This window comes from Chondromyces crocatus (assembly GCF_001189295.1).
Classification (GTDB): domain Bacteria; phylum Myxococcota_A; class Polyangia; order Polyangiales; family Polyangiaceae; genus Chondromyces; species Chondromyces crocatus.
This window is the reverse complement of record NZ_CP012159.1, coordinates 783,747-809,402: the sequence shown is the minus strand read 5'-3', so window position 1 is coordinate 809,402 and position 25,656 is coordinate 783,747. Positions and strand designations below refer to the sequence as shown.

Sequence of the window (25,656 nt, the reverse complement as noted above, 5' to 3'; positions counted from 1 at the left end):
GCTCAGGTCTTCAGCGCCCGATCGATGATCGCGTCCGCGTGAGCGAGCGCGTGCGCTAGATCGAAGCAGCGCCCCAGCGCATCGCTGGACAGCCTGCGGCTCACGTCCGGATCGGCCCCGAGCAGATCACGGAAGCGCCCCTCTCCATGGATGGCGCGCATGGCCGATCGCTGCACCAGCTCGTAGGCGCTCTGTCGAGGCAGGCCGGTGCTCACCAGGGCCAGCATGACGGCCTCGCTGAAGAACAGCTCTCCCACGCGGTCCAGGTTGCGCTGCATCGCCTCGGGGTAGACGACCAGGCCTTCGACGATGCTCGTGGCCCGCTCAAGCATGAACCCCAGCAGCGAGGTGGCGTCGGGCGCGATCGCGCGCTCGACCGAGGAATGGGAGATGTCCCGCTCGTGCCAGAGCGCGACGTCCTCGAGCGCAGGGACGACGGCGGCGCGAACGAGCCGGGAGAGACCGCACAGATTCTCGCTGAGGATGGGATTGCGCTTGTGTGGCATCGCACTCGATCCCTTCTGCCCCACCGTGAACCGCTCCTCGGCCTCTCCCACCTCGGACCGCTGCCAGTGACGGACGTTCGTGGCGAACCTCTCGACCCCCGCAGCGACGATCGCCAGCGTCGAGAAGAAGGCGGCATGGCGATCACGCGCCACCACCTGCGTGGAGACGGTCTCGGGGCGGAGGCCCAGCGCCGCGAGCGCGCGTTCCTCGATGCTCGGATCGAGATGCGCGTAGGTCCCCACGGCCCCTGCGATCTTTCCGACCGCGATCTCGTCGCGTGCTGCGCGCAGGCGCGCGAGGCACCGTCGCATCTCCGCCAGGTGACCGGCGAGGACGATGCCGAACGTCAGCGGCTCGGCGGCGATTCCGTGGCTGCGGCCGAGCATGGGCGTGTGGCGATGTTCATCGGCGCGCCGCGAGAGCGCCTGGCAGAGCGCTTCGAGCCGGACCTCGAGCAGCCTGGAAGCCTCGACGAGCAGCACGGCGAGGCTGGTGTCGAGGACGTCACTCGACGTCATCCCCCGGTGGAGCCAGCGCGCCTGAGGGCCGGCGAGCTCTTCGACATGGGTGAGGAAGGCGATGACGTCGTGCTTGACCGTCTTCTCGATCTCCTCGATCCGCACTGGCTGCAACGTGAGCTGCTGGGCACGGATCGCGCTGGCCGTGCCGCCCGGGACGAGGTCCGCCTCTTCCATGGCTTCGCAGGCGGCGAGCTCGACGGCGAGCCACGTCGTGTAGCGCGTCGTGCTGGACCAGAGGGTCGCGAATTCGGGCGGTGTGTAGCGCGAAAGCATGCCGTGGGACGCTGCGGGGACGCGGCAGGCCTGTCAAGCGAGGACCTCGTGAGAGCGCTCGCGGTCCAGGGATCGACCCGAGTGCGAACGGGGTGGGCTTGCGGCTGGCCCCTCTCGCAAGAAAATTGAGACAACGATGCGGGACGAAGCAAGTTCGACGTCGCCACCTTCCAGGTTGTGCGCCGACTCCGTGCCCTTGCCGAGCGGACGGCGCGTGCGCTGTGTCAGACCCTACATCGTGGTGGTCGCCATGGACCTGTCGGAGCCCGGCGGCAGAGCCTGGCGTTTCGCCTTCGATCTGGCCGACATGCGGGGTGAGACCGAGATCCACGCGGTGGTGGTGGGCCCTCGACGGGTCGCGCCTGCCGTACGGGACGTTGCGACGCACAGCGTCTCCACCGCGCCCCTGTCCACGCCGAGCCTCCGCGTGCTCCAGCACCAGTCGGCCAACGGACAAGCCCGGTTGATGGCCATGCACTTCCGCGTGGGACCGGCCGACCGTGCGATCGTCGGGCTCGCCGAGGAGCTGGACGCGGATCTGATCGTGATCGGCACGCACCCGACCAGTCTCCTCCAGCGTTTGCTCGGGGGCTGCACGGCGGAGCGCATCGCGCGAAATGCGCCCTGTCCGGTCGTGGTGGTTCGACCGAAGCGTCATGATGGGGAGGAGGCGCCCTCTGCCACCTGGGAAGCGGAGACGGCTGCGGCCCGTTACCGCTTGGGGGCAGCTTGAGCAGGAGCGTGGCCCTCGGCGATCCCCCCCTCGCGGCTGTCGGCGTGCCCCCACGCGGTCCCCGATGCGTCGACCAGGATGCTGTTGGCATGCCCGATCGGCATCGCGTCCAGGTGCAGCGCATGACCACGGCGGCGCAGATCCTCCAGTGCGGACCGAGAAGGCGGGTTGTTCCGCTCGATCCGTAGTCGGTCTGGGAGCCACTGGTGGTGAACCCGTGGGCTCTCCACGGCCTCGTCCACCGTCATTCCATGGTCCACCAGGTTCCTGAAGACCTGCGCCAGGGTGTTCGGAATCGTGTCGCCACCGGGCGATCCGAGCACCAGCGCGAGGTGCCCGCTTCGGGAGACGATCGCGGGCGACATGGAACTCTGCATGCGCTTGCCCGGAGCCACGGTGTTCGTACCCGTCGGAGAGAACGCCGCGAGCGCGTTGCTGAAGATGACCCCCGTCCCTGGGACAACGACCTTTGCGCCAAACCCGGCCGAGAGGGTGACCGTGCAGGCGACAGCGTTGCCCTGAGCATCCACGACCGAGAAGTGCGTCGTCTGCTGTGACTCCAGGGGCTCGGGCTCGGGCGGCACGGCGATGTCGACGGATGGCGTGGCGCGCTCTCGATCGAGAAGAGGTCGTCGCGCCTCGAGGTAGCCGTCGTCGAGCAGCGTCGCGAGCAGAGGCTGAGCGCCAGGGCTGAAATCGGGATCGGCGCTGGCGCGACGACGATCCGAATATGCGCGTCGCGCGGCTTCTGCGAAGAGGTGGTGGGAAAGACCCGACCCTGCGGGCGCCTCGTGGGCCTTTGCGCGTTCGAGCACGCGCATGATCTGGGCGAACGCGATGCCACCCATCGACGGAGGCCCCATCGTGTCCACCGTGAAGCCACGGTAGGTGAAGCGCAGCGGCGCGCGCAGTTTGGCTCGATAGCTCCGCAGGTCTTCCTCGGTGACCAGGCCACGGTGGGCGGCCATCGCGACCGCGATCTTCTTCGCGATCGGCCCCTCGTAGAATGCGCGCGCTCCCTCGCTGGCAATCGCCTCCAGCGTGCGTGAGAGGTCCGGTTGTTTCACCAGGTCGCCCTTCTGGACCGGTTTTCCCTGGCGGCCCCAGATCGCACGTGCTGCGCGGTCCTGCTGGAGACGAGACCAGGCCCAGCCGAGAACCAGGGCCTGACGTGCGCCCAGCCGATGACCCTCGCGGGCTAGCGCGGTGGCGGGGGCGACGAGTTCGGACCAGGGGCGCGAGCCGAAGCGCTGGTGTGCCAGCTCGAGCCCAGCAACCGTGCCGGGGACCGCCGTGGCCGGGTAGCCGTAAGCCCCCTTCTTGACCATCGCCAGGATCCCTCCAGTCGTGGCGGCCGCTGGCGCCGTCTCCCGGAAGTCGATGGTGTGAGACTCTCCGCTGGCGCGTCGGATCACCATGAACCCGCCCCCTCCGAGGTTGCCGGCGCTGGGATGGGTGACGGCGAGGGCGAAGGCCACGGCGACGGCCGCATCGACGGCGTTCCCGCCTTTGCGGAGCACCTCGAGGCCTGCCCGCGTGGCGTGAGGTTCGACCGAGGTGACGAGGCCGGCATCACCGCGCACCGCGCGCTTGCCTCCCCCGGTCAGCTCCGGCGGAGGCTCCGAGGGGGATGGCGCGGCCACCGACACGGGGAGGACCGCTGGCGCTTCGAGAGGCGATGACGCCGAAGCGGTGAGCGACTCGGCGGGGACCTGTGTGACGGAGTGGGCTGGCGCGCCAGCGGGGGGAGGCGCTGGCGAGCCGGCTTCACACGCGACGGCGCCCACGAAGCTGAGAGAGACGAGCAGACGTCGAAGTCGGGAGTTCGACATGCGCGGCCGCGAACTGTACACGACGGTGGCGCCGCCCGCGCAGGAACGCGTCCCGGCGTACGTGAAGAACACGCTCACCGGGACGTGCTTCGAGGGAATCCTTCTGCGTGCTCAGCCGCGGCGGCGGCGGCGCACGACCATGGCCAGGCCGAGCCCTGCGGCGACCGCGACGAGCCCGCGTTCATCCAGGTCGCTGCCCACGGCGGGGACCGAGCACGCGCTCACGCTCACACCCGCCTCCGCCTCGCAGGAATTTCCAGAGCATGACGCATCCGCGTAGCCCTGCACCTTGAGGTTGAGAAGGCGGTTGAGGGCGGCGACGCACTCCTTCAGGTTGTTGCCGGCATCCACGAACTGCCCGTCGCAGAAGAGGGCTCCGTCTGGCCGCGTGCACTGCACCTGACAGCCGCCCTCCAGCTCGGCGGTGCAGCCGCCCTGGCAGCTCACCTGGCAGTCGAAGTTTGCCTCGGCCCGGCACTCTCCGGAGCAGCACGCGCTGCACTGCGCGTTGCAGTCGGCGCTGGGCGGCTGACCCGAGCACTGCACGTTGCACTCGCCGCCGCAGTTCGCCTTGCATGCGGCCTCGCAGTCCGCCGAGCCTCCCTCGGCCGCGCACCGACCGCTGCAGTCGGCTTGGCAGTTGCCCCGGCACGTCCCCTCGCAGTCGAAGCTGCCGGGATTGACGTTGCACTCCGCCTGACATGAAGCCGAACAGTCGGCCGTACACTCGGCGCTGACGGAGGCGGTGCAGCGGCCGTCGCACCTGCCGTAGCAAGCCGCCTCGAAGCTGATGGGGGTGCAGCGCGCCGTGCAGCCCCCTTCAACCACCACCTCGCATCGTGCTTCAGCGGAAACATTGATGTTCCCGCAAGCGCTGATGCCCGCAGACGCGGTGGATGAAGCGAACAGCGAACCGACGATGGCAAGCGAACCGAGAACAAGCTGAGCAATGCGTCGCATGGTGGTCAGGTCTCCTGATGGGTGGGGCCCATTTTGACGAGCGAGCTTGGCCCTTGCAATCGGACGGCCAACCCCCCCGTTCACTTCATTCTGACGACGCGCCTCTCTGACGATTTTCCCGGACCATCGATCGATGGGCCCTCCCCCACCCCCGACGGGCTCGAGGCCATTTGCCTCCCATCCCGTGGTGGCCTCGACGTGCAGGAACGCACCCGGGGTCACTCGCCAGAACCCCGAGCTTGGCTTCTGGAACACCATGTCGTGTCCGTCCAGAGTGCGGCGTCCAGGCGGGATGACGCGGATTTCGGGCCAGCCCCCCAGGTTTCCGGCGAAACAGGCCCCATCAGCCGCTGATGCGACCTTGTCTCACCCTGAACCTGCCCCCGTCGGCCGTTGATGCGACCATGTCTCGCCCTGGACCTGCCCCCGTCGGCCGTTGATGCGACCATGTCTCGCGAGCCACCCCCCCATCAGCGCGCGCCGACTCCCAGGCGCCGGCGAAGCTCGCGCCCCTCGACCAGCACCGCCTTCAGGTCAGCCGATGCACCCATCCACCTGCCCTTCGTCGGTCCGGTGGGGATGCGACGAACCGAGCCGCCCCCTCCGCTCCCGCTGCCCCAGCGAGCGGAACCAGGGCCTCACCGCGACCGCCTCTGGCAGGGCGATCGGTGAACCGACTCCCGACCCCCGCAGCGCTCACGCGGTCACGGACGTGACCGGTCGAATCGCGTGGTCTCCCGGTCGACTCCCCCGAAAAGTCTCCGCGGCAGCAGATCCCTTCAGGGGTTCACGTGGTCTTGGGCGAGGCCGTCATACTGCTCATCAGAGCAGCGCTTCAGCGCGGCGTGATCTCGGTGGGGACCTGGCCCGAGCCGAACCGGCCGACCACCCCCCGGCGACGGGTCCCGGGGCTGGGCTTGGTGAGAAAGTCCCCCCCAACGGCCCAGTAGTCACCATTTCCAGCAGCCCACACGGCGTGAAGATCGCTGAATGGCTCCTCCGCTTGCTCGTTCAGCCAGACGCCATCGACGAGCCGGTGCTTCAGACCTCCGAACCCCACGAGCGCCACCTCACCCGGGGCCCCGCAGCTGACGCCATTGACCGTGTTGGGTAGCTCGACGGGTTCGCGCGCCCACGCGCTCCCATCCCACCGCAGCACGTCTTGACCACCGACGGCGTAAACCTCCGACGCGCCGCACCCATGCACCGTGAACAGCGTGCCACGCGCAAGCTCGGGGTCCGACTGCAACGTCCACCCGCTCGGACCGCGGTGCCAGAGGGTCCCCGCCTCGCCGACCACGTGAAGGTCCTCGGCGCTGGTGCCCCAGACCTTGTAGAGGGCTCGCCCCAACGGGACGCCGGGCAGGGGCTCCGGCGTCCATGCCGCGCCATCCCAGCGCAGGACGATGTCGTTCGGCGCGTCGAGGCCCTTGCCGGGCGTCCCCCCGACGGCCCACACGTCCGTCGGCGAGAACGCATGCACCCCCCACAGGGTCGCGCTCGTACCGGAGTCCTGCTCGGTGAAGGAAGCCCCATCCCAGCGCAGGATGCGGCCTTTCTCGCCCACCATCCAGACCTCGGTCGCCGTGATGCCCGAGACCCACCACAGGGTCTCTTCACCACCCGGCGCGAGATCATGCCATCGCGTGCCATCGTACCGGAGCGCCTGGGTCTCGAAGCCCGAGTTGCCCAGAGGCCCGCCGACCACGAACAGCTCCGTGGGGCCTGCACCCCACACCGAGAGCAGCGCTCCGCTCAGGTCCTCTTCGTCGAGCACGACCTGCCAGGTCGCAGGCTCGGGTGGGCGTGGCTGGGTCTCGGGCTCCTCGGGGCAGCCCGTCAGCAAGACCAGCAGCGAGAGCACGGCGGTGGCTCGAGCCGCGGTGCGGAGCGTCGCGTTCGACATGATGAGGCTCGGAGGTGCGCGGAGGCCAGCGTTCGGGAGGAGGGTCTCAGAAGCAGTTCACGTCGTCCTGCTTCGGGTAATAGTAGATGAACGCGTTGCAGTGCTCGTTGGTCTCGACGATGGGACCGAACGTGTAGCAGCAGTCCAGGTTCTCCTCCGACGTGCCGTACCGCTCGGCGTCGAACTTATCGAGCCCGCTGCACCCCACCGACGGATCGGGCTGGTTCCAGCGGTAGGTGCACGAGTACCAGACGCCACCTTGCGACGGGACGGCGAGGTCGAGATCCGGGGAGGTCAGCATGGGCGGGTCGTCCCACCGATCGGAGCTGTAAAACCTTTCGGACTCGGGCGGGGGCGCAATGGACACGCCGTCCCACGCGAACATGTCGAACGTCGCACCGCGGCTGTGGAAGTGTCCGTTTGCGCCGATGATCTTCACGGGCTCGGGGCTGTTGATCTGACACGTGCCGTGAAAGATGGGCGCGGGATTGCTCTGGCAGATCCGGATGGACTGCTTGGTGGCAAAGACCGTCCCCATCTCGGCGGTCACCTCCGAGGCGGGCAGGTGCCAGAAGTTCATCCGCACCTTGCCGTACCCCTCGGGCGTGGATTGCGAGGTGGCGTTGACGTAGTGCGTCTGCAGCATCAGCCACTCGTCCGGCTGCAGGACGTTCGCGACCCCGTCGGGGAAGGTCCAGTCGAGCTGTCCATCCTGCTGCGAGTTGGCAATCAGAGGCCAGTCGGCCCAGTTGGGGCTCTTGAAGCACTCCCCCACGCCGTTCTTGTTCTTCACGACCCGCTCCTTTTCAGGATCGAGCCCGAGCCGGGTACGCACCCGGAAAATGTTCATGTGATGCGATCCATCGCGCTGCGCGATCTGCACGCGGTGGAGGTTCAGCGGGGCGTCGGCGGGCATGCCAGCCCGCTCCAGGAGCTCGCTCACGCGGAAGAAGTAGCAGTCCTGGACCTCGTCCCCCGCAGCGACCTGGGTGTCTTCGCTCTCGAGCTGGAAGCCAGCGCCGCTCGGAGGCGGCTCGAGATGGGCGGGGTCGTCATCCCCTGGAGGCTGCGGTGTGACACCGTCGTCACCGTCGCAGGCCACGACTCCGCCCAGAAAAACCGCAAGAAAGACCAAGGAGCCGACATGCCGCATGAACCAGTCCTCCCGAAAGCGCCAGACCATGCTAGCCGCAAGCAAGTTGCCGGCCAACGGCTCGCCACCGCGCCCCGAGCGCATCGACCGGCGTAGCGACGCTCACGCTCGGCGAACGACGAGACGCCTCATCCAGGCGGAACCGCTCGCTCCTCACCGACCACGCCAGGCAGGCCACGAGACCACACTTCTCGAAGGATGCTGCTAGGATGCCCGGCGAGGTGGACATGGCGTCTCCTGGCTCTTGCGGCCCCCATTCCGAAGTGCTCTCGAATGAAACCGTGCGCGTCACCCGATGCCCCTGCGGGACCATGCATGTCACGCTGCTCCGGCCGGGCGTGACCGTGCGTCTGTCCTCGGAGGCGTTTCGCGCCGTCGCCTCCGGGCTGAAATCTGCGGCGGATCGTCTCGAGGATGCCGACCAGGCCCGCCTCGGGCTGACCAGCATCAACTAGACGCGGAGTCGCTTTCGCGTGACCTACGACCACGACGCGGAGCTCTGGGTAGGCCAAACGTTCGCCGGCAAATGGCACATCGAGCGCGTGCTCGGCGTCGGCGGGATGGGCGCGGTGCTCTTCGGGCGTGGGGCGGATGGCGCAACCGTCGCCCTCAAGGTGTTGCACACCGAGCTCAACGCTCACCCCGAGGTGCGAAAGCGGTTCCTCCTCGAGGGCCACATCGGCAACACCCTCGGCGGGCCTGATCCCATCCCCGGGGTGGTGCGGGTGCTCGGCTCGGGCTCCACGAGCGATGGCATCGCTTACCTGGCCATGGAGGTACTCCAGGGGGAGAACCTCTTCGATCGGATGGTCAAGAGCACCACGATGCCGCCTGGCGAGGTCCTCACGATGGCGGAGCAGGTCCTCGATACGCTGGTCGTCGCCCACGGGCGGGGCGTCGTTCACCGCGATCTCAAGCCCGAGAACATCCACCTCGGCGCCGACGGGCGCGTGCGACTGCTCGATTTCGGTATCGCCCGGGTGCTGGACGGGCTGCAAGGGATGCCCGAAAAGACGGCGACCAAGACCGGCATGATCCTCGGCACCGCCACCTACATGGCACCCGAACAAGCAACGGGTCTGGTCAGCGAGATCGACGGACGCACGGATCTGTTCGGCCTCGCCGCCACCATGTTCCGGTTGCTCGCGGGTCGCCCCGTTCATGGCGACATCAGCGAGACCCTGGAGATCATCGCGGCTGCGACCGAAGCGCCGCCCCCGCTCTCCTCCGTCGCTCCGACCGTACCGGCCGACGTCGCCGCCATCGTGGATCGTGCTCTCGCGTTCGTGAAGTACCACCGCTACCCCGACGCGGAGACGATGCGCCTCGACGTGCGCGCGGTGCGCAGCGGCCATCCGGCGCCGTACGCACGCGCCGTCCTCGAAGGTCGACTCCATCCAGGTCAGCGCATGGTGTCCGCCGCTGCCCATCACCCACCCGTGGCCTCCCCGCTCACGGCGCGCGCACCCGAGCCCCAGCCCGACCCTTCCCAGGTCGCCGCCTTCCAGCCCCAGGCCGCGCAGCCGCCGGCCCCCCCCGCGCAACATCTCCCGCCCCGAGACGCCGCGGTGCCGGTCGGCGCATCGCGGCTCGGCGCCCAGCCTGCCGCGCTCCCTCTGGACACTGCCCCACGACGCCGCCCCGTGCCGGCTGCAACGGTCCTCGGCCTGGGCCCCCCCTCCGACTCCGCTTCGGCGCCACGCCAGGCAGCGAGGCCCCTGGCTTCGAGCCCCGTCGCTTCGAGCCCCGTCGCTTCGAGCCCCATACTTGCGGGCGCCGCCGCAGCAGGCTCCCTCGCTGCAAGCCCTGTGGCGTCCGGGTTCATGCCACCGTCACCGACGGCCCCCGATCCGGCCCCGTTCCCCGTGGCACCGCCCTCTCACCGCTCCATCGGGTCGCTGGAACCCATCGCGACGGCGGGGTCCAACGTCGCCTCTGGGCCCCTTGCCTCCCAGGGATCGCCCATCGTCGCCCCAAGCCCCTTGATCCCCACGGCGCCCGGCTCAGGGGCAGGCCTCGTCCCGCATGCACCTGGCTCGACACCTCGTCAGCCGCCCTCGGGTCCGAACGGCGCCGTCCCCTCCGGGGTCAGACCCGCGGCGACGCTGGTCGAGCCGAGCCGCCCGGCGTACACCGCGCCCGATCACCCCTCCATGCCAGCAAAGACCCTGGCAGAACGCACCAAGCCCACGGGGGGCCAGGTGGCGCTCCTCGTGGGTGGAGCGTCGCTGGCCCTCGGGATCCTGCTGGGCCTCGTGGTGATCGCGCTCGGCGCCTGCTGAACCGCGACGCGCGAAGCGTCACACGAGCGCCTCATCCGGACGGCTCGCGTCGGAAGCCGTCGCCTGCGCACGCGCACCGCGACCGGGAAGCGCCTACGCAAGCCAGGAAGGAAGCGCCTACGCAAGCCAGGAAGGTAGCGCGTACGCATCGCTGGGGAGGTGTCGATGAGGGAGTGTCGTCTGGCGATCGCGAGGGGAGACGTTCCCGACGCGCATCTGCGACCTGCAGGAGCGCCGGGGGGGGCGCTCCTCGATCAGGTGTGGGCCTCGCTCAGGCGCGCTCGTCGAGCGGGGTGTAGGCGCGCTCGACCTCGCCCGTGTAGATCTGGCGCGGGCGGCCGATCTTCGTGCTGGGGTCCTCCATCATCTCCTTCCAGTGGGCGATCCAGCCCGGGAGACGACCGAGGGCGAAGAGCACGGTGAACATGTTGCTCGGGAACCCGATCGCCCGGTAGATGATGCCGCTGTAGAAGTCGACGTTCGGGTAGAGACGCCGGTCGACGAAGTAGGGATCCTTCAACGCCGCCTCTTCGAGGCGCTTGGCGATCTCGAGCAGCGGGTCGTTGATGCCCAGCTTGGTGAGGATCTTCTCGGCGGCAGAGGAGATCAGGCGTGCCCGCGGGTCGTAGTTTTTGTAGACGCGGTGCCCGAAGCCCATCAGCCGGAAGTTCGAGGTCTTGTCCTTCGCGAGCTTCACGAACTTCTGCACGTCGCCACCGTCCGCGTGGATGGCTTCGAGCATCTCCACCACTTCCTGGTTGGCGCCGCCATGAAGCGGGCCCCAGAGGGCACAGATGCCTGCGGCGATCGAGGCGAACAGGTTCGTCCTCGCGCTGCCCACGAGACGGACCGTCGACGTGGAACAGTTCTGCTCGTGGTCTGCGTGCAGGATGAGCAGCAGGTTGAGCACCTTCACGATGTCCTCGTCGATCTCGTACGGCTCCGCCGGGACCGAGAACATCATGTTGAGGAAGTTGCCGCAGTACGACAGGGAGTTCTGCGGGTATGCGAAGGGCTGACCGATCGACTTCTTGTACGAGAAGGCCGCGATGGTCCGCACCTTGGAGAGCAGTCGAGCAATCGTGATGTCGATCTGCTCGTGGTTGTTCACGTCGATGGCTTCCGGATAGAAGCTCGACAACGACAGCACCATGGCCGACAGGATGGCCATCGGATGCGCGGTCGACGGATAGCCGTCGAAGAAGCGCTTCATGTCCTCGTGGATCAACGAATGCCGCGTGAGCAGCGTCGAGAACTTGGACAGCTCCACCCTGTTCGGGAGTTTGCCGTAGATCAGAAGGTACGATGTCTCGACGAAGGTCGATTTCTCGCCCAGCACCTCGATGGGAATGCCCCGGTAGCGAAGGATCCCCTTCTCACCGTCGAGGAACGTGATGGCACTCTTCGTCGAAGCCGTGTTGACGAAGGCAGGATCGAGACTGACGTAGCCGGTCTGCGTCCGGAGCGAGCCAATGTCGATCGCCTTCTCGTTCTCGGTGCCAGTCACGACGGGGAGCTCGATCGTCTTCTCCGTACCGCCATCGTTCAGCGTTAGCTTCGCAGTCTGTTGCACGCGCTCACTCCTTTCGCCGCAGCGCGGCGTAAGCTATCACGAAGCACCAGGTCGACCGAGCACGGATTCTTGGTGCGCCGAGGGAATTATGGGACAGGTCCAGTTGGTGCTGCGGGGCGAGTTCGCCAGCCACCCACAAGCGGCGCGCTTCGCTGCGGAGGTCGTTCGGATCCACACTCGGTACGCCGACGAGGTCGTCGCCGGTTACCAGCTTTGCCCGTTCTTGCGCGATACGGCGAGCGGCTTCGGAACGTTCTGCGTTCTGCTCGACAGAGAGCCCGTTTTGGAGACGACGCTCTCGGCTGCACGTGATGCCGACAGCTCCGTCATCCATCTCGTCTTCCCTTGTCTCCGCACTCCTGCTGCAGCGTTCGAACGCTTTGCGGCGCGCGTCGGGGACGCTCTGCGACGAGGGACGGGTCAAAATGCCACGGCTCCTGGCACCTTCCCGCTGCCTCCGGTGAACGACAAGGCGCCCGTGATGGCCACCTTTCATCCTCAGATGCTCGGCGACGCGAGCAATGCACACCGGCTGGTAGGGCTGCTGCGGCGCGCGCCGGATCCTTTCGTGCAGCTCATTCCGGCCGGCCTGAGTGGTGGCGGGACGGTGCTCGCGGGCGCCGGCGTGGAACCGACCGAAGATCGTTCGGAGCTGCTCTACGCGCGTTTGCGTGGAGCTGGAGTCGAGGCCATCCAGTCGGCCATCCTTGCGATTCAGGCCGACCGGAACGCCGCGTACAGCTCCTTCCTGGAGGCCTTCGGCCTTCTCCAGGAAGGATCTTCTCACTGAGCTGTCGCTGCCATCACAGCGGGCCACGCCATCGACCAGCAGCGCTCCAAGATCAGGCCACCGAGTCTTTGATGGCCTTGATCGGCCGGGCGCGCACCGACTTGCTGGCGGGCTTCGCCGGGAACGTCATCGGCTCCTTGGTGAAGGGATTGATGCCTTCGCGCGCCTTGGTCGCAGGCTTCTTCACCACGCGGAACTTGGCGAACCCCGGCATCGTGAACACGCCGGTCTTCTTCAGCTCCTTGTAGGCAATGTCCGTGAGGGACTCGAGGATCGCCTTGACCTGCTTGCGGGTCAGCTCGCCCTCGGTCGACTCGACCACGGCGTTGATCAGCGCACTCTTGCTGAGCGCAGCCACCTTCTTCCCATCGGTCTTCTTGCCAGCCATGTTCGTCTTTCCTCCGGAGGATTTGGCCTCTCGCGGGCCAAACACAACCACAACGCTCGTCTCAGATCCAGAGCGTAGTCATCGATTCGAGCATGAAAAAGCCTGGTTTGGGAGGCGATGGCCCGGGTCCACCCCGACCTCCGGATCGAGCAACGCGCCGACGGCTCCCAGGTTCGCATCGCGACCCCCCCTGGCGCCGCCCCTGCCCGACGCGGATCCGGATACGATAAGGAGGATGCGTCTGCCCCGCGCCCTCCTCTTCGCGGCCACCTTCGCCGCTCTGGTCCCGGCCTCCCCTCACCCCGCCTCGGCCCAGCTCAGCGCCGAGCAGCGCGCCGAGGCGCAGTCGCTCACGACCCAGGGTCGCAACGCGCTCCGACAGCAGCGCTTCGCCGACGCCATCGATCCCCTGACCCGCGCCGTGGAGCTTGCGCCGACCCCTCAGCTCAAGCTGGAACTCGCCCAGGCCCTTTCGGGCGCACAGCGCCTCGTCGAGGCGAGCAAGATCCTCCACGAGATCGGCAACGCCCCGGCGGAGACCCCTCAGGCCAAGCAGACCCAGGCCGCGGCGCGCAAGATGGTGAGTGAGGTCGAGGCGCGCATCCCATGGATCCAGATCGCCGTGCTCGGACCCAAGGAGGGTGAAGCCCGCATCCTCATCGATGGCAAAGAGACGGACGCGAGCTTCGAGGTCCCGATCGATCCAGGTGAGCACACGGTCCGGGTCGAGGCCGAGGGGTTCAAGCCCGTGGAGCGGCAGCCAGCGCTTGCCGAGGGGGAGCACCTCGAGCTGGAGCTGACCCTGGAGCCCGATGGCAGCGTGGAAAAGGAGGTCGAGCCGGCCCCCTTGCCCCCGCCGAAGCCACGTCGTTCGACGCCCACGCTGGCGATGGTCGCGTTCGGCGCGGGCGGCCTCGGGGTCGCGGTCGGCTCGCTCTTCGGCATCCTGGCCTTCACCGAGACGAGCGCGGCGAAGGAGCACTGCGCGGGGAACATCTGTCCCAATACGCCGGACGTCGTCAGCTCGAGGGACGCCGCGCTGCGCAACGGGACCATCTCCACCGTGGGCTTCGTCGTGGGTGGCGTCGGGCTCGCCGCGGGAGCGGTGCTGCTCTTGACCGCCCCGAAGCGCCCCGCCCCCTCGGCCTCTCCCTCGCAGGAGGCCGCGACCATCCGTCCCTGGATCGGCGCTGGGCAGGCCGGCGTGGTCGGGACGTTCTGAGCAAGGATCACACGGGGCACAGGAGACGGCGCCCTCTTCGTGGGCCGTCACCTCCCGCTCTGCGCCCGGGGCTCATGGCTCCCGGAACAGCGTCGGCGAGCCCGTCCCCCACTTCCGCTTCGTCGAGATCCCGAGCACCGTCAGCGGCTGCGGCGCGTGCATCAGCTCCAGCACGTCACCGAACCCCACATCGACCGAGTTCACCGCCCCGTCGAAGAAGAGCTTCGCTTCGTGCATCTTGCTGCGGACCACGAGGCGGGTCCCCTGCGCGAGCAGCGCGTGGCGGAGCCGGTAGTCTTCGCCGTGCGGGGTGTAAGGCTCACGCACCACGAGCTGGAGCTTGTTCGAGGTGAGCGGTAGCACCCTGCCGCCCGCGGAGCGCTGGGCAGCGGTCGAGCCGGCGGCAGGGCCGATCCAGAAGCCACTCGACTTCTGCTCTTCTTCCACCTTGCCGAGGCGGACCAGGTAGCGCGATGTCGCGGCCGGCGAGGCGTGGCAGAAGAGCGCCTCGTTGAGGATCCGCGAGGTCACCACCCGGCCGTTCAGGGTGACCATCATCCGGGTGAGGACCGCGCGGCGCAGCGCTCCCCTCAGCGCCTTCTCGATCGCCGACGCCGCCTCACCGCTGCGCGCACCGCAGAAGAAGCCGACCGAGTGCTCTGGCGCGCTGTTGATGCCGAGGATGGGCACCTCTTCGACACTGTGGGATGCGCTGAGGAGGGTGCCGTCACCGCCGACCGTCACCACCAGATCCTGCCCCCGCGCGTCGAACGCTTGCGAGGAGCCCCGCACGTGCAGCACCTCCGCGTCGAGGCGCTCGAGGGCCGTCTTCACCTCGCGGACGGTCTGCTCGTGGGCATCGTGCGACGCCCGGAGCCGGGCCACCGTGGGATCACCGATCTCGACCAGCCGTCCGAGGCGCGGATCCTTCCTCTCCTCGAGGTAGATCCGCCACGCCGAACGCTTGACGACCAGCGCGATCCGGGGCCGGGCACGCGGCGCCGGAAGAAAACGCATCTCGGTCATCCGAGCTCCCTGAGGCGTCGAAGTCCGATCTCGGTCTTCGCGTCCTCGATCTCACCATGCCTCACCAGCTCGAGTGCCTCGTGCAGCGCGACCGCGATCACGGCCGCACCACGCTCCAGGGGAGAGCCGTCCTCGATCGGCCTCACCCTCCGCTCCGGGTCGACCTCGACATGGAAGTAGAAGTGACGCTCCGCGATGATGCCCGGCGCGGGAAACGACGGAGGGCCGAGCTCCGCGAACGCCTCGGGCGCCATGTCGAACCCCACCTCCTCATGCAGCTCGCGCGCCGCACACCGTCGCAAGCCGTCGACGCTGCGCTCGCCCACCTCCACCAGACCTGCAGGCAGCTCCCACAGGTGCCCCAGCGTCGCCCGCTCCGGGACGGGCCACGCCGCCTCGGGTCGCGCCGCAGCCGGTGGCCGCAAGGCCGAGCGCAGATACACCTGCATGTCACCCCGCACATCACGGAAGTAGGGCGCGATCACCACCGCGTCCAGGCGCTCCCTCCCCACCGCATCGTAGACGAAGGGCTCGCTCAGGGTGCCATCGTCGAACTCCACACGCAGCACGCGGCGCTGGAGGTGCAGAAAACCCGGCTCGTCTCTCGAAGGCAGCGCCTCGACGCACCGGAGCGCGAGCCGCGGGAAGTTGGGCAGGGGCATCGGCGATGACCCCGAGCATAGCGCCAAACGTCGGGGAACACCCCGGTCAGCGTGGGGCCGGAGGGCCCCTCAGGGGATCATGCCGCGCGACCGCGCCACGGCTTCGATCTCCGGTCTCCGACGCTCCAGCTCGGCCACGTCCTTGACGGGGAGGAAGCGCGAGGCGAGCCCGTCACGCGGTACCCGGAGCACACGGGCAGGCAGACCGATCGTGAGCTCGTTCAGGATGCGCTCGAACTGCACCGCGTCGCGGTCACCCACCTTCTTTTCCACCTCGACATAGGTCCATTCCATCGAAAGGTCCTGGAGCGCCGTGGCGCTCACGAGGAACGTGTTGGTGTTGAACACCGGCACCTGCTGCGCGTCGAAGCCCAGCGGCAGGCGGAAGTCCTCGGCGATGATCGTCCGGCCGTCCCACCGCAGCGGGCCCCCGCCCTTGTCGGAGCCCACCTTGTCGACGACCTCCACGCTCAGCGGTCCCCCGTGCGCGAGGTGCCAGCCGAGAATGACCGGATCGACCGAGGCGCCCAGGTTGTCGAGGTTGGCCATCCACACCACGCGGCCCCCGCGCGCGATGAAGCGCTCCAGGAGCCCGCTCCGACGCAAGGCGTCGGGCAGATCCCCGTGGCCCGTCGCGTACACGCTCGGCTCTCCGGCCTCGTCGAGGAAGAGTTCCCCCGATGGTGTCAAGCGGAGCGCCACGTGCTGTTCGAACGTGGCATAGCGGTCGCCCTCGCTGCCGAGCCGGGGGCCGAGCGCCTCGCGGATGGGCTTCTCCGTGGCCTCGCTCGTCATGAGCCACAGGGGGACTGGGACACCAGCGACCCGCGCCAGGTGCTCGCTCTCGCCGAGGCGGAGGTCCAGGAAGGTGCGGCCTGGCAAGACCTCGACCAGCGCCTTGACCACGCCACCCATGCGGGTCGCCATGCCTCCAGCCAGGACGCAGAGCGCCACCTCGCCGCGACGAAGCGCCTCGAGCCCCAGCGCGCGGTACCGGGCCTGCGCTGGCGTGCCCTCCGCCGGGATGTCGGCGATGTCCTCGGGGGCCGGGGGTTCCACGGTCCCGGACAGGCGGTTCCGCGCGTCCCGCTCTTGGCCCACCAGCGTCGCCCAGCGCAGGAGCTGCTCGGGATCGAAGCCCCGGGTCCGCAAGCGCTCGAGGAGGGAAGCGGGGAGGGTGGCGAGCTGTGCTCTCAGGGCCATCTCACCGAAAAAGCACGGTGGGATCGGGGCGGCAACGCCCGTCAGCGCAGGACCATCACCCACACGTCGTAGAGCACGTGTGTCCACACCGCCGGGGCGAAGCCACGGAACGCATAGATGGCGGTGAGGACCAGACCGCACGCCATCCGGAACACAAACGATCGAACGTCCCACGGATCGCCGAGGGGCCCGACGTAGTGCCACCCGGCGAAGACCGCGGCGGCGATGAGCCCCCATCCGGCCATGAGGAACAGGCCCTGAAGCCCCTTGCCGAACACGAACTTGATGGCCAGCGCGCCCAGACCGAAGAGGCCGACGCGGAACATGATCTCTTCGTAGAAGCCCGCGCCCATCGACATCACCATGCCGGTGAAGACGCCGCTGCCGCCCGGAGGCCCCAGGCGGAGGGAGCCCACCGCGTAGGCGCCGGCGAAGCGCATGAGCACCGCGTAGAGCGTCCCCTCCACGGCGACCAGCGCGAACCTCCGCGTGTGCAGGGCGTGACCCCGGCCGAGGAGGCCCAGCACCACGACGAACGCGGCCCCGAGCGAGAGCGTCAGGCCGGCGTAAAGGAGGAGGCTGTGGTTGGCCAGCGACCGCAGCTCAGCGGTGACCGGATCGGCCGCGTTACGCACCGGGAGGAAGACGACCCCCAGATGGTACAGCACGAAGATCGGCAGCGTCAGCGCCATGTCGGTGAGCGGATCGCTCTTCGGCGGCGGGCGCGGCGCCTCGACGTGGCGAACCTCGGGGTCGGTCATCTCAGGAGGGCCTCAACCGGTACACGATGAAGATGACCTCTGCGACGTACATGACCAGGTTCAAAACGAACGGGACGTCCCGGAGCATCTCCTGCGTCGGGCTCTCCGCCTTCGGGCGACCCGCCACGAGCTGAAGGAACCGGAAGACCCCGAAGAGCGGGTGGATCGTGGTGATCCAGAGGTACTCGCTCTGGAAGAACGACCGGGTCGTCGAATCCAGCGTGTACGCCAGGTAGGTGCCGACCGTGGTCACGCCGGTGAGCGCGAGCGCCATCGTGAGCGCGCGCGGTGAGTAGGCCTCGAGCGCGGCGCGCTGCTTGGCAGCATTCACCCCGGCCAGCTCGTGACGTCGCTTTCCGAAGCCGAGGAACAGCGCGAGCAGCGCGGTGCAGGCCACCATGAAGCCCGAGATCGGCGTCTTGGTCGCGAAGCCGCCGGCGAGGACGCGCAGCACGAAGCCGAGGGCGATGCATCCGACGTCGAGGTACGCCACCTTCTTCAGCCGGAACGAGTAGGCCAGGTTCAGGACGAAATAAGCGACCGCCGTCAGAAAGAACTCGAAGGGGCCGATCAACGCTCCCCCGAGCGCGACCACCACCAGGACGACCGTCATGACCTTCGCCACCGGGATGGGCACCCGCCCCGAGGCGATGGGCCGGTAGCGCTTGACGGGGTGGACCCGGTCCGCCTTCACGTCGACGAGATCGTTCAGCGTGTAGATGGCCCCGGCGAGCAGGCAGAAGATCGCGAACGCGCCGAGGGCGCTCTTGATGATCGAGGGGTGGGTCAGGTGCTTGGCGAACACCACCGGCGCCAGGACGAACAGGTTCTTCACCCACTGGTGAGGACGCAGCGTCCGGATCATCCCCCGCACGCGCCAGAGCAAGCTCCCCGTGGGGGACTCCGGCAAGATCGGCGGCTCGGCGAGGGGGTTGACATACGGCGGGTCACTCTCGGGGACCCGCCCCGCAGGAGGGAGCGACCCGCTGCCCGACGAGGGCGGAGCCGAGGCGGCATCTCTCGGCTGGGCCTTCACCTCACCCGGCTCACCCGGCGAGGCGCCGCTCCTCTCTTCTGCAGCGCGCGCGTCGGCGCCCTCTGCACGCTGTTCGCGCCCTGGAGAAGTGCCCGAGGCAGGTTGGTCGGCAGCACCGTTCAGGCGCGTCAAGGATCCCGAAGCAGTCACGGCCGCGAGCATACATGCCGGATCGCGGCCAGGCCATCCAGCGACAGGTCACCTGCGCCGAGCGCCACACCTGAGACCGGCCCCTCTGACCCACCCCTCCAGCCTCGCCCGATCGGCGCCGATCCGGCCCCGTGGACGCGCGTACCACCCTTCGCAGGCCGTGTTTCAGGGCCAGCTGGCACGACCTCGGCCAAGCACCCCTGCATCGAGGCAGGCGCACGGCGGCCTCGTGCTACCATCCCCCCCGATGACATCGGCGCTTCCGGTCGCACGTGAAGCTTCACCCCTGCTGCTGAAGCTCCGCGCCGCCGTGGAGCACGCGCTGGAGGGCAAACCCGAGGCGGTCGAACTCGCGCTCATCGCGCTCCTCGCCCGCGGACACGTCCTCATCGAAGACGTCCCTGGGGTCGGCAAGACCACCCTGGCGCGGGCGCTGGCGAAGGCCGTGGGGGGCGAACTCCGTCGCGTGCAATTCACCAGCGACCTGCTCCCCAGCGACGTGCTCGGCGTGAGCGTGTTCGACCAGCGGAACGGGCACTTCTCGTTCAAGCCCGGCCCCATCTTCGCCAACGTGCTCCTCGCGGACGAGATCAACCGCGCGAGCCCCCGCACCCAGTCCGCGCTGCTGGAGGCCATGAACGAGGGACAGGTCTCCGTCGACGGGAGCACCAACCTGCTGCCGGAGCCCTTCTTCGTTCTCGCGACGCAGAACCCGCAGGACTTCGCCGGGACGTTCCCTCTTCCCGAGTCCCAGCTCGACCGCTTCATGGTCAGGATCCGGATCGGCTACCCGCCGCCCCAGGTCGAGATGCGCCTGCTCCTGCAGGGCGGCGACGGCGACCGGGCCCGCAACGTCCCCCAGGTCCTCGACCCCGCACAGCTCGTTGCGATGCAGCGTGAAGTGGACCGGGTCGAGCTGGACCCTTCGCTGGCGACCTACCTGCACGCGGTGCTGATGGCGACGCGCACGAGCCCCACGCTGTCGCTCGGGGCTTCTCCGCGTGCTGGCATGAACCTGGCGCGAGCGGCCCGGGGGCGCGCCGTGCTGCAAGGGCGAAACTACTGCATCGCCGACGACGTTCATGATCTGGCCGTGCCCGTGCTGGCCCACCGCGTCCGCCTCTCGGCGCACGCCGAGGGCTACATGCCGAGCCGCGACGAGTGCGAGGCGGCCGTGCGCGATCTCGTCGCGCGGGTGCCGGTCCCCCTCTGAGGAGCAACGGGATGGGCGCAGAAGGGGGTGCGCAAGATCGCCGCGCGGGCACAGCCCAGGCTGGAACTCCGTCCCCTCTCCGACCGGCGGAAGCACGCCGCGCTCCCGGGCACGGGCCACGCCGCGAGCTGCCTCCCACGCCCCAGCGCACGCTCGCGCAGCGGCTGCTCCGCGCCTTGCGCCCCCCGCGCAAGCTGAAGTTCACCCGCGAAGGCAAATACTATCTGGGCATCACCCTGGGTGTCGGGTTCGCCGCGATCAACACCGGCAACAACCTGCTCTACCTGCTGCTCGGCATGCTCCTGTCGCTCATCGTGGTGTCCGGGGTGATGAGCGACCTGTCGCTGCGCCACCTCACGGTGACCCGGAGGCTCCCGGCCCGTGCGCAGGTCGGGCGGCCTCACCTCGTCGAGATCGAGGTCTACAACCACAAAGGGCGCATCCCCTCCTACGCCATCGAGGTGGAGGACCTCCGCGCCGGCCAGCCAGCCGACAAGCGCTGCTTCTTCCTCAAGATCAGCCCCGCCAGCGCCCAGGTCGCGGCCTACCGCCGCACCCCGGGTCGCCGCGGTCGCGACCGACACACCGGATTCCGCATCGCCACGCGGTTTCCCTTCGGCCTGTTCGAGAAGTCACGCGAGGTGGAGGCCGAGGGCGACCTCATCATCTACCCCGCCGTCGATCCGGTGCGCTTGCCCGCCGAGGACTCGGGCCGGCGTGAAGGGGGGACCAGCCTGAGTGGTCGCGGCAGCGGCGACGAGACGTACGGGCTCCGACCGATGCGGGACGGTGATGATCCGCGCGACATCTACTGGAAGAAGAGCACCATGCGCGATCAGCTCGTGCTCCGCGAGCGGGCGCGTGAGACGCGCCCCGACGTCCAGATCCTCATCGACAACGTCCGCATGAAGGAGGCTGGAGAGGCCTTCGCACCGTCGTTCGAGAAGCGCATCCGCGAGGTGGCCTCGCGCTCCGTGGCCCACATCAAGCGGGGCGACGGCGTCGTGGTGGCCACCACCAGCGGCGACCGCGTGCGCGGCGACAAGTCGATCGGCTCGGACCCGATCCTGCGGTTCCTCGCGCTCCTCGACGCCGTCGACGAGCCGGCCGCGCCGGTCGCCCAGCCCGATCGCCTCCCCCGACCTTCGGCGCCGCCCGCGGCCCCGCCGCCGGCCGTACCCACAGCGCCACGGGCGGCGAGGAGCGTGTCGTGAGGTTCGGCGTCGTCCACCGGATCATGACCGACGCCCTCGCGGCGCTCGGCGTCATCGCTCTGGTGATGAGCGGCACCTTCAACCGCTACGTGAGCTGGGGCATCCTGATCGGCCTCGCCCTCGCCCTCATGGTGCGCGAGTCGTGGCAACGGCACCCGGCGCTGCGCCACCTGGACACGGGCGCCTTGCTCTTCCTCGTCGCCGCGCAGGTCGTCCGGGTGATCTTCACCGACGCCAGCGTGCTCGACGTGCTGGTCGAGTTCGCGGCGGCGCTGCAGGTCATCCGCCTCGCCACCCGCAAGGGCGCCGCGCACGACCAGCAGGTCATCGTGCTCGCGCTCTTGCACCTCATCGCCGGGACGGTGCTCGGCGGTGGTCTCGGCTACGGCCTGTGCTTCATCGGCGTGCTCATCGTCGCGCCAGGCGCGCTGGTGCTCAGCCACCTCCGGCGCGAGGTCGAGGGCAACTACCGTCAGGGCGCGCGCGATCGCACGGGGCTCCCGGTCGACGTTCCCCGCATCCTCCGATCGCGGCGGGTGGTCGGTCGCTCCTTCCTCGCCGTCACCTGCCTGCTCTCGATCCCCATCTTCGCCTTCACCGCGATCCTGTTCCTGATCTTCCCGCGGGTCGGCCTGTCGCTCCTCCTCCTCAACCGCGGCAACACCCCGCGGATGATCGGCTTCTCCGGCAAGGTCGATCTCGGCGTGGTCGGCGTGCTGCGCAGCGATCCCAAGCTCGCCATGCGGGTCGAGGTCCCCGGCCTCCCCGACCCGCCGCCCCCGCGCGTCACCCTTCATCTGCGCGGCACCGCCCTCGACGCCTACGACGGCCGGACCTGGACCCAGAGCGAGATCTTCAGGCGCCCGGCAGACACCGACGCCGGCCTCGTCGCACTCGAAGGCGAGCGCTACCCCGATCCTGCGATGGACGCGGTCCTGCGCATCGATCTCGAGCCCATCGATCCTCCGGTCATCTTCCTCCCGCCCTACGCCACGGGCCTCCGGCTCAAGCCACGCGGTCAGCTCGGCATGGACTCGGGGACGGCGACCTTTCGCGGAGCCGAGGGCGAGTTCCGCTACCAGCCGCTCGACGACCGCGGCCTCACCTACGAGGCATTCATCTCCCGGCAGAAGAGGTCATCGTTCCAGCGCGTCACCCAGGCCGATCGTCAGCGCTACACTCAGCTCCCCCGCAACCTTCCGCAGCGCATCCGCAATCTCGCCAAGGAGTGGGTGGGCGACGCGAAGGAGCCGGCCGCCAAGGCCCAGGCCATCGAAGCGCGGCTCCGCACCGACTACCGCTACGACCTCGCCTCGCCTTCCGGCAAGGATCCGCAGCCCCTCGACCACTTCCTCTTCGAGTCGAAGCGCGGCCACTGCGAGTTCTACTCCACGGCCATGGCGGTCATGCTGCGCACCCTGGACGTGCCCACCCGCAACGTGACCGGCTTCGTGGGCGGAACGTGGAACCGCTTCGGCCGTTTCTACGCCGTGCGCCAGGGCGACGCGCACTCCTGGGTCGAGGTGTTCCTCGATGGCAAAGGCTGGGTGACGTTCGATCCCACGCCGCCAGCCGACGCCGCGCCGAAGAGCGAGGTCCAGGGAATGTGGGCCTACCTTCGGGACCTCATCGAAGCCACCAGCCAGCGGTGGGATCGACACGTCGTCGGCTACGACCTCAACCAGCAGGTGAGCCTCTTCGAGACGCTCACCTCGCGCTACCGACGTGGTGCTCGCGGCCCGACGGGCGGCTGGTCCCGCTCCCCTGCATTCCTCGTGATCGGCCTCGTCCTCTCGGTTGGCGGAGGGCTGCTCTACTGGCACTGGCGCCGGAGCCGCGCCGGAGACGGCGAGGGGCGCAAATCCGATGCGCGCTCGCCGAGTGCGATCCTGGCGACCTCCCTCTACGAGGCGCTCGACGCGGCCATGGGCGTCCAGGGGATCCCTCGCTCCCCCGGTGTCCCTCCGCTCAAGCACGCGGAGCTGCTCCAGGCCCTGGAGCACCCGCTGGCGCAGGAGGTCCTCGAGCTGACCGAGATTTACCTGAGCGCGCGGTTCGGGGGTCATGCGATCACCGAGGCCGAGGCGCGTGCGTTCGAGCAGCGCGTGAAGGCCATCCGCGTCACCGAGCTCAGAGATCCACGCGGTGGGAGCGCCCTGGCTGCCGTCTAGCGCATGACGGCGAACGAAGCGCTCTCCGGGGCGCAACGCTCATCCCTCCGGAACGACCCCAGCCGCGCAGAGCCCCCTCGCGCGCCCGGGGACCACGCTCACCTGCGCCGCGCCGCCCCGACGAGCCGTGGGACCACGGGCCGCCGCGCGACGCTCGCCTGACGGACGCCCGTCTGCGCGAGCCGGATCGGCCGTCCCACGACGAACGGGTCTTGCCCCGAGAGCTGTCGGGTGGTGTCGAGGAACGTCTGCGCCACCACGCGCTCGCCCAGCATGCCGATGACGCTGGAGTGCCCACGCAGGGTCTCCGCGAGCACGGCCGACGTCGACGCATCCGGCATGGTCGCTTCGCTCAGGGCCGCCAGCGTCCGCCGCAGCGGGACCACCGACTCCGCCGCAGCGAGCTTTCGATCCGACGGTCCCAGCGGTTCGGGAGCGTACTCCAGCCACAGCCCGTCGACGGAGAGGTGGCTCAAGAGCTTGCGGGACCAGCTCCGATCCAGCTCCACGTGCAGCGGCCGCACATCGGCCAGTGACGACAGGCCCAGCTCACTCGGCTCCCCGGTCAACGCGAAATCCCGCAGCAGCGGCTCCAGCGTCGGCTCTTGCAGGAGGAGGCTCAGCGCCACCCGGCCCCGGTTGAGCAGCGGGATCGGGATCACCAGCACGTCCGGGCGCTCCCCCCGGCTGAGCCGCGCTGCCCACAGGCGCCACGCCATCGCCGGTGACCGCACCAGGATCGCCGCGCGCGGCTCGAGCCCCCCGAGCGCCTCGTCCACCCACACCTCGGCCGACATCTGCTCGCCACGATCGGCCGCAAAGCCGGCCTCCTCGCTGGTGAGGGCGACGAGGGTCACGTGGAACATCACCACCAGCACCGCCGCCGTGCGCGAGAGGGGGACCCGCGCGTGCAGCAGCGCGTTCACCGCCTCCTGCACGCCGACTGCCGAGCCGGCCGCGATGCCCACCACGGCGAGCGACCGCACCGCCGTCAGTGGATCCGCCGAGAGCACGCCGGCGGCGCGTGCGGGCAGCAAGGAGTCCAGTACGAGCAGCGCGAGCAGCGGCGCGATGAGGGGCCGCGACGGCGCCCGCGCGAAGGCGACCACCGCACCTGCCGCAGCGATCAACAGCGAGATGGCGCCCATCTCCCGGACCCACGCCGCCAGCGCGCCCGTCTGCGCGCTCGCGATGTCGAGCGCCGCCATCCGCTCGGACGACAGCGCGCGCCCGAGATCGGCCCACGCCCGCGGCGCCAGCGGCCGGAGCAAGAGCGGCGCCAGCAGCAGCATCGCCACGAGCGAGGCCGCGCCCGCCGCAGTAAGGAGCACGCGCCGCGAAGGGAGCGCCCCCCAGGGCGCGCTCGGACGCGTCGCCACGATGACCGCCAGGAGGGCCCCGAGCACCGACAGCCCTGCCGCCGGGCTCTCCGCCACGATGCCGCCGAGCAGCACCCCCAGGCCGAGCCAGGGCCGAGCCTGCGCTCGCCCGTGGGCGACGGCCTGCTGCGCGAGGCGGATCGCCGCCAGCGCCCCTGCCGTTGCGATCATGGCGCCCCCACCCACCGTCCCCTCGCGTTGCCAGGTCGGCGAGAGGGCGGCCGTCAGCGTCGCGATGGCCGCGAACAGCGACGCCAAACGCGGGCTGCCACCGCTCCGCCCCGCGAGCCCGATCCGGGAGAGGAACGACCCCCCAGGCGCCGCCTGCGCGGAGGCGACCAGCAGATCCCGCACCAGCCCGTAGAGCAACCGCGCAGCCAGCCCGAGCGCGAGCGCAGAGCCGAGGGCCGCGCGGAACGTCCTCGGGCCGAGCGGGATCATCGCCAGCGCCTGGGTGATGGCCGTCGACAGCCCACCCCCGACCCCGACGGCCACGAGCCCGAGATCACGCACCGACGAGAGATCGTCGCGCCACTGCCCGGCGGAGGCTGCCCGCGTGAGGGCCAGCGCGAAGGGCAGCGCCGTGGCCATGACACACAGCGCCCGATCGACCCAGCACCGCTTCGACTCCGGATGCACCTCGCCCGCCATGCCAGAGTCCACCTGCGCGGGCCAAATTCCCGCATGTCTTTGCGCCACCA

Annotated in this window: 21 protein-coding genes; 8 read left to right on the top strand and 13 right to left on the bottom strand. The window is 69.3% G+C overall.

What is annotated here, in order from left to right; genetic code table 11:
• Positions 1-2 precede the first annotated feature (2 nt).
• Positions 3-1,301, bottom strand: a complete 1,299-nt coding sequence (purB, locus tag CMC5_RS03070) for an adenylosuccinate lyase (protein ID WP_050429004.1) — start codon at positions 1,299-1,301, stop codon at positions 3-5.
• A gap of 214 nt (positions 1,302-1,515) precedes the next feature.
• Between purB and CMC5_RS03065 the strand changes: the two genes are divergently transcribed.
• Positions 1,516-2,034 carry a universal stress protein gene (locus CMC5_RS03065; protein WP_245678260.1) on the top strand — a complete coding sequence of 173 codons (519 nt, stop codon included), beginning with the start codon at positions 1,516-1,518 and terminating at the stop codon, positions 2,032-2,034.
• Here the strand turns inward: CMC5_RS03065 and ggt are convergent.
• The 4 genes from ggt to CMC5_RS03045 form a co-directional block, all read right to left on the bottom strand.
• Positions 2,013-3,866: a gamma-glutamyltransferase gene (ggt, locus tag CMC5_RS03060; RefSeq protein ID WP_050435684.1), complete on the bottom strand. Its 1,854-nt coding sequence runs from the start codon at positions 3,864-3,866 to the stop codon at positions 2,013-2,015. The genes CMC5_RS03065 and ggt overlap by 22 nt on opposite strands.
• 111 nt (positions 3,867-3,977) lie before the next feature.
• On the bottom strand, positions 3,978-4,697 hold the full coding sequence (locus CMC5_RS03055; RefSeq protein ID WP_050429003.1) for a hypothetical protein: 720 nt from the start codon (positions 4,695-4,697) through the stop codon (positions 3,978-3,980).
• Between the two features lie 964 nt (positions 4,698-5,661).
• On the bottom strand, positions 5,662-6,732 hold the full coding sequence (locus CMC5_RS03050) for a hypothetical protein (protein ID WP_050429002.1): 1,071 nt from the start codon (positions 6,730-6,732) through the stop codon (positions 5,662-5,664).
• Between the two features lie 46 nt (positions 6,733-6,778).
• A complete protein-coding gene (locus CMC5_RS03045) occupies positions 6,779-7,885 on the bottom strand; it encodes a hypothetical protein (protein WP_050435683.1) in 1,107 nt (368 codons plus the stop codon).
• 311 nt (positions 7,886-8,196) lie between these two features.
• Between CMC5_RS03045 and CMC5_RS43925 the strand changes: the two genes are divergently transcribed.
• Both CMC5_RS43925 and CMC5_RS41940 read left to right on the top strand, forming a co-directional pair.
• Positions 8,197-8,340 carry a hypothetical protein gene (locus CMC5_RS43925; protein ID WP_156338099.1) on the top strand — a complete coding sequence of 48 codons (144 nt, stop codon included), beginning with the start codon at positions 8,197-8,199 and terminating at the stop codon, positions 8,338-8,340.
• Between the two features lie 18 nt (positions 8,341-8,358).
• Complete coding sequence (locus tag CMC5_RS41940; RefSeq protein ID WP_082362194.1) at positions 8,359-10,167, top strand: serine/threonine-protein kinase; 1,809 nt, start codon at positions 8,359-8,361, stop codon at positions 10,165-10,167.
• 271 nt (positions 10,168-10,438) lie between these two features.
• Here CMC5_RS41940 and CMC5_RS03035 read toward each other — a convergent pair whose 3' ends face one another.
• Positions 10,439-11,740: a citrate synthase gene (locus CMC5_RS03035; protein ID WP_050429001.1), complete on the bottom strand. Its 1,302-nt coding sequence runs from the start codon at positions 11,738-11,740 to the stop codon at positions 10,439-10,441.
• A gap of 88 nt (positions 11,741-11,828) precedes the next feature.
• Here CMC5_RS03035 and CMC5_RS03030 point away from each other — a divergent pair, with 88 nt between their 5' ends.
• Entirely contained in the window at positions 11,829-12,530 is a 702-nt protein-coding gene (locus tag CMC5_RS03030; protein ID WP_082362193.1) for a hypothetical protein, read from the top strand.
• 52 nt (positions 12,531-12,582) lie between these two features.
• Here the strand turns inward: CMC5_RS03030 and CMC5_RS03025 are convergent, their stop codons facing one another.
• On the bottom strand, positions 12,583-12,918 hold the full coding sequence (locus tag CMC5_RS03025; protein ID WP_050428999.1) for an HU family DNA-binding protein: 336 nt from the start codon (positions 12,916-12,918) through the stop codon (positions 12,583-12,585).
• A 235-nt stretch (positions 12,919-13,153) separates the two neighbouring features.
• Here CMC5_RS03025 and CMC5_RS03020 point away from each other — a divergent pair, with 235 nt between their 5' ends.
• Positions 13,154-14,140 (top strand): PEGA domain-containing protein, encoded by a 987-nt coding sequence (locus tag CMC5_RS03020; protein ID WP_050428998.1) that lies wholly within the window; start codon positions 13,154-13,156, stop codon positions 14,138-14,140.
• Positions 14,141-14,212: 72 nt separating this feature from the next.
• Here the strand turns inward: CMC5_RS03020 and CMC5_RS03015 are convergent, their stop codons facing one another.
• The 5 genes from CMC5_RS03015 to CMC5_RS02995 form a co-directional block, all read right to left on the bottom strand.
• Positions 14,213-15,157 carry an NAD(+)/NADH kinase gene (locus tag CMC5_RS03015; protein WP_245678259.1) on the bottom strand — a complete coding sequence of 315 codons (945 nt, stop codon included), beginning with the start codon at positions 15,155-15,157 and terminating at the stop codon, positions 14,213-14,215.
• 5 nt (positions 15,158-15,162) lie between these two features.
• Positions 15,163-15,828 (bottom strand): NUDIX hydrolase, encoded by a 666-nt coding sequence (locus tag CMC5_RS03010; RefSeq protein WP_050428996.1) that lies wholly within the window; start codon positions 15,826-15,828, stop codon positions 15,163-15,165.
• 69 nt (positions 15,829-15,897) lie between these two features.
• On the bottom strand, positions 15,898-17,031 hold the full coding sequence (locus tag CMC5_RS03005; protein ID WP_050428995.1) for a UTP--glucose-1-phosphate uridylyltransferase: 1,134 nt from the start codon (positions 17,029-17,031) through the stop codon (positions 15,898-15,900).
• Between the two features lie 41 nt (positions 17,032-17,072).
• A complete protein-coding gene (locus CMC5_RS03000; RefSeq protein WP_050428994.1) occupies positions 17,073-17,792 on the bottom strand; it encodes a CPBP family glutamic-type intramembrane protease in 720 nt (239 codons plus the stop codon).
• Position 17,793: 1 nt separating this feature from the next.
• Positions 17,794-18,978: a decaprenyl-phosphate phosphoribosyltransferase gene (locus tag CMC5_RS02995; RefSeq protein ID WP_245678258.1), complete on the bottom strand. Its 1,185-nt coding sequence runs from the start codon at positions 18,976-18,978 to the stop codon at positions 17,794-17,796.
• 247 nt (positions 18,979-19,225) lie between these two features.
• Here CMC5_RS02995 and CMC5_RS02990 point away from each other — a divergent pair, with 247 nt between their 5' ends.
• From CMC5_RS02990 to CMC5_RS02980, 3 genes are read left to right on the top strand one after another with little or no spacing between them, the layout of a single operon-like run.
• Positions 19,226-20,191 carry an AAA family ATPase gene (locus tag CMC5_RS02990; protein WP_050428993.1) on the top strand — a complete coding sequence of 322 codons (966 nt, stop codon included), beginning with the start codon at positions 19,226-19,228 and terminating at the stop codon, positions 20,189-20,191.
• A gap of 11 nt (positions 20,192-20,202) precedes the next feature.
• The gene (locus CMC5_RS02985; protein WP_082362190.1) at positions 20,203-21,405 is read left to right on the top strand and encodes a DUF58 domain-containing protein; all 1,203 of its coding nucleotides are present in this window, start codon (positions 20,203-20,205) and stop codon (positions 21,403-21,405) included.
• The gene (locus CMC5_RS02980) at positions 21,402-23,576 is read left to right on the top strand and encodes a transglutaminase TgpA family protein (RefSeq protein WP_050428992.1); all 2,175 of its coding nucleotides are present in this window, start codon (positions 21,402-21,404) and stop codon (positions 23,574-23,576) included. The genes CMC5_RS02985 and CMC5_RS02980 overlap by 4 nt, the downstream gene beginning before the upstream one ends.
• Positions 23,577-23,674: 98 nt before the next feature.
• Here the strand turns inward: CMC5_RS02980 and CMC5_RS02975 are convergent, their stop codons facing one another.
• Complete coding sequence (locus tag CMC5_RS02975) at positions 23,675-25,606, bottom strand: hypothetical protein (protein ID WP_245678257.1); 1,932 nt, start codon at positions 25,604-25,606, stop codon at positions 23,675-23,677.
• Positions 25,607-25,656: the final 50 nt, after the last annotated feature.

Excerpts from the sequence above, each read along its gene's own strand:
- purB (WP_050429004.1), bottom strand. The coding sequence starts at position 1,301 with ATGCTTTCGCGCTACACACCGCCCGAATTCGCGACCCTCTGGTCCAGC.
- ggt (WP_050435684.1), bottom strand. The coding sequence starts at position 3,866 with ATGTCGAACTCCCGACTTCGACGTCTGCTCGTCTCTCTCAGCTTCGTG.
- CMC5_RS03050 (WP_050429002.1), bottom strand. The coding sequence starts at position 6,732 with ATGTCGAACGCGACGCTCCGCACCGCGGCTCGAGCCACCGCCGTGCTC.
- CMC5_RS03045 (WP_050435683.1), bottom strand. The coding sequence starts at position 7,885 with ATGCGGCATGTCGGCTCCTTGGTCTTTCTTGCGGTTTTTCTGGGCGGA.
- CMC5_RS43925 (WP_156338099.1), top strand. The coding sequence starts at position 8,197 with ATGCATGTCACGCTGCTCCGGCCGGGCGTGACCGTGCGTCTGTCCTCG.
- CMC5_RS03030 (WP_082362193.1), top strand. The coding sequence starts at position 11,829 with ATGGGACAGGTCCAGTTGGTGCTGCGGGGCGAGTTCGCCAGCCACCCA.
- CMC5_RS03025 (WP_050428999.1), bottom strand. The coding sequence starts at position 12,918 with ATGGCTGGCAAGAAGACCGATGGGAAGAAGGTGGCTGCGCTCAGCAAG.
- CMC5_RS03020 (WP_050428998.1), top strand. The coding sequence starts at position 13,154 with ATGCGTCTGCCCCGCGCCCTCCTCTTCGCGGCCACCTTCGCCGCTCTG.
- CMC5_RS03015 (WP_245678259.1), bottom strand. The coding sequence starts at position 15,157 with ATGCGTTTTCTTCCGGCGCCGCGTGCCCGGCCCCGGATCGCGCTGGTC.
- CMC5_RS03010 (WP_050428996.1), bottom strand. The coding sequence starts at position 15,828 with ATGCCCCTGCCCAACTTCCCGCGGCTCGCGCTCCGGTGCGTCGAGGCG.
- CMC5_RS03005 (WP_050428995.1), bottom strand. The coding sequence starts at position 17,031 with ATGGCCCTGAGAGCACAGCTCGCCACCCTCCCCGCTTCCCTCCTCGAG.
- CMC5_RS03000 (WP_050428994.1), bottom strand. The coding sequence starts at position 17,792 with ATGACCGACCCCGAGGTTCGCCACGTCGAGGCGCCGCGCCCGCCGCCG.
- CMC5_RS02990 (WP_050428993.1), top strand. The coding sequence starts at position 19,226 with ATGACATCGGCGCTTCCGGTCGCACGTGAAGCTTCACCCCTGCTGCTG.
- CMC5_RS02985 (WP_082362190.1), top strand. The coding sequence starts at position 20,203 with ATGGGCGCAGAAGGGGGTGCGCAAGATCGCCGCGCGGGCACAGCCCAG.
- CMC5_RS02975 (WP_245678257.1), bottom strand. The coding sequence starts at position 25,606 with ATGGCGGGCGAGGTGCATCCGGAGTCGAAGCGGTGCTGGGTCGATCGG.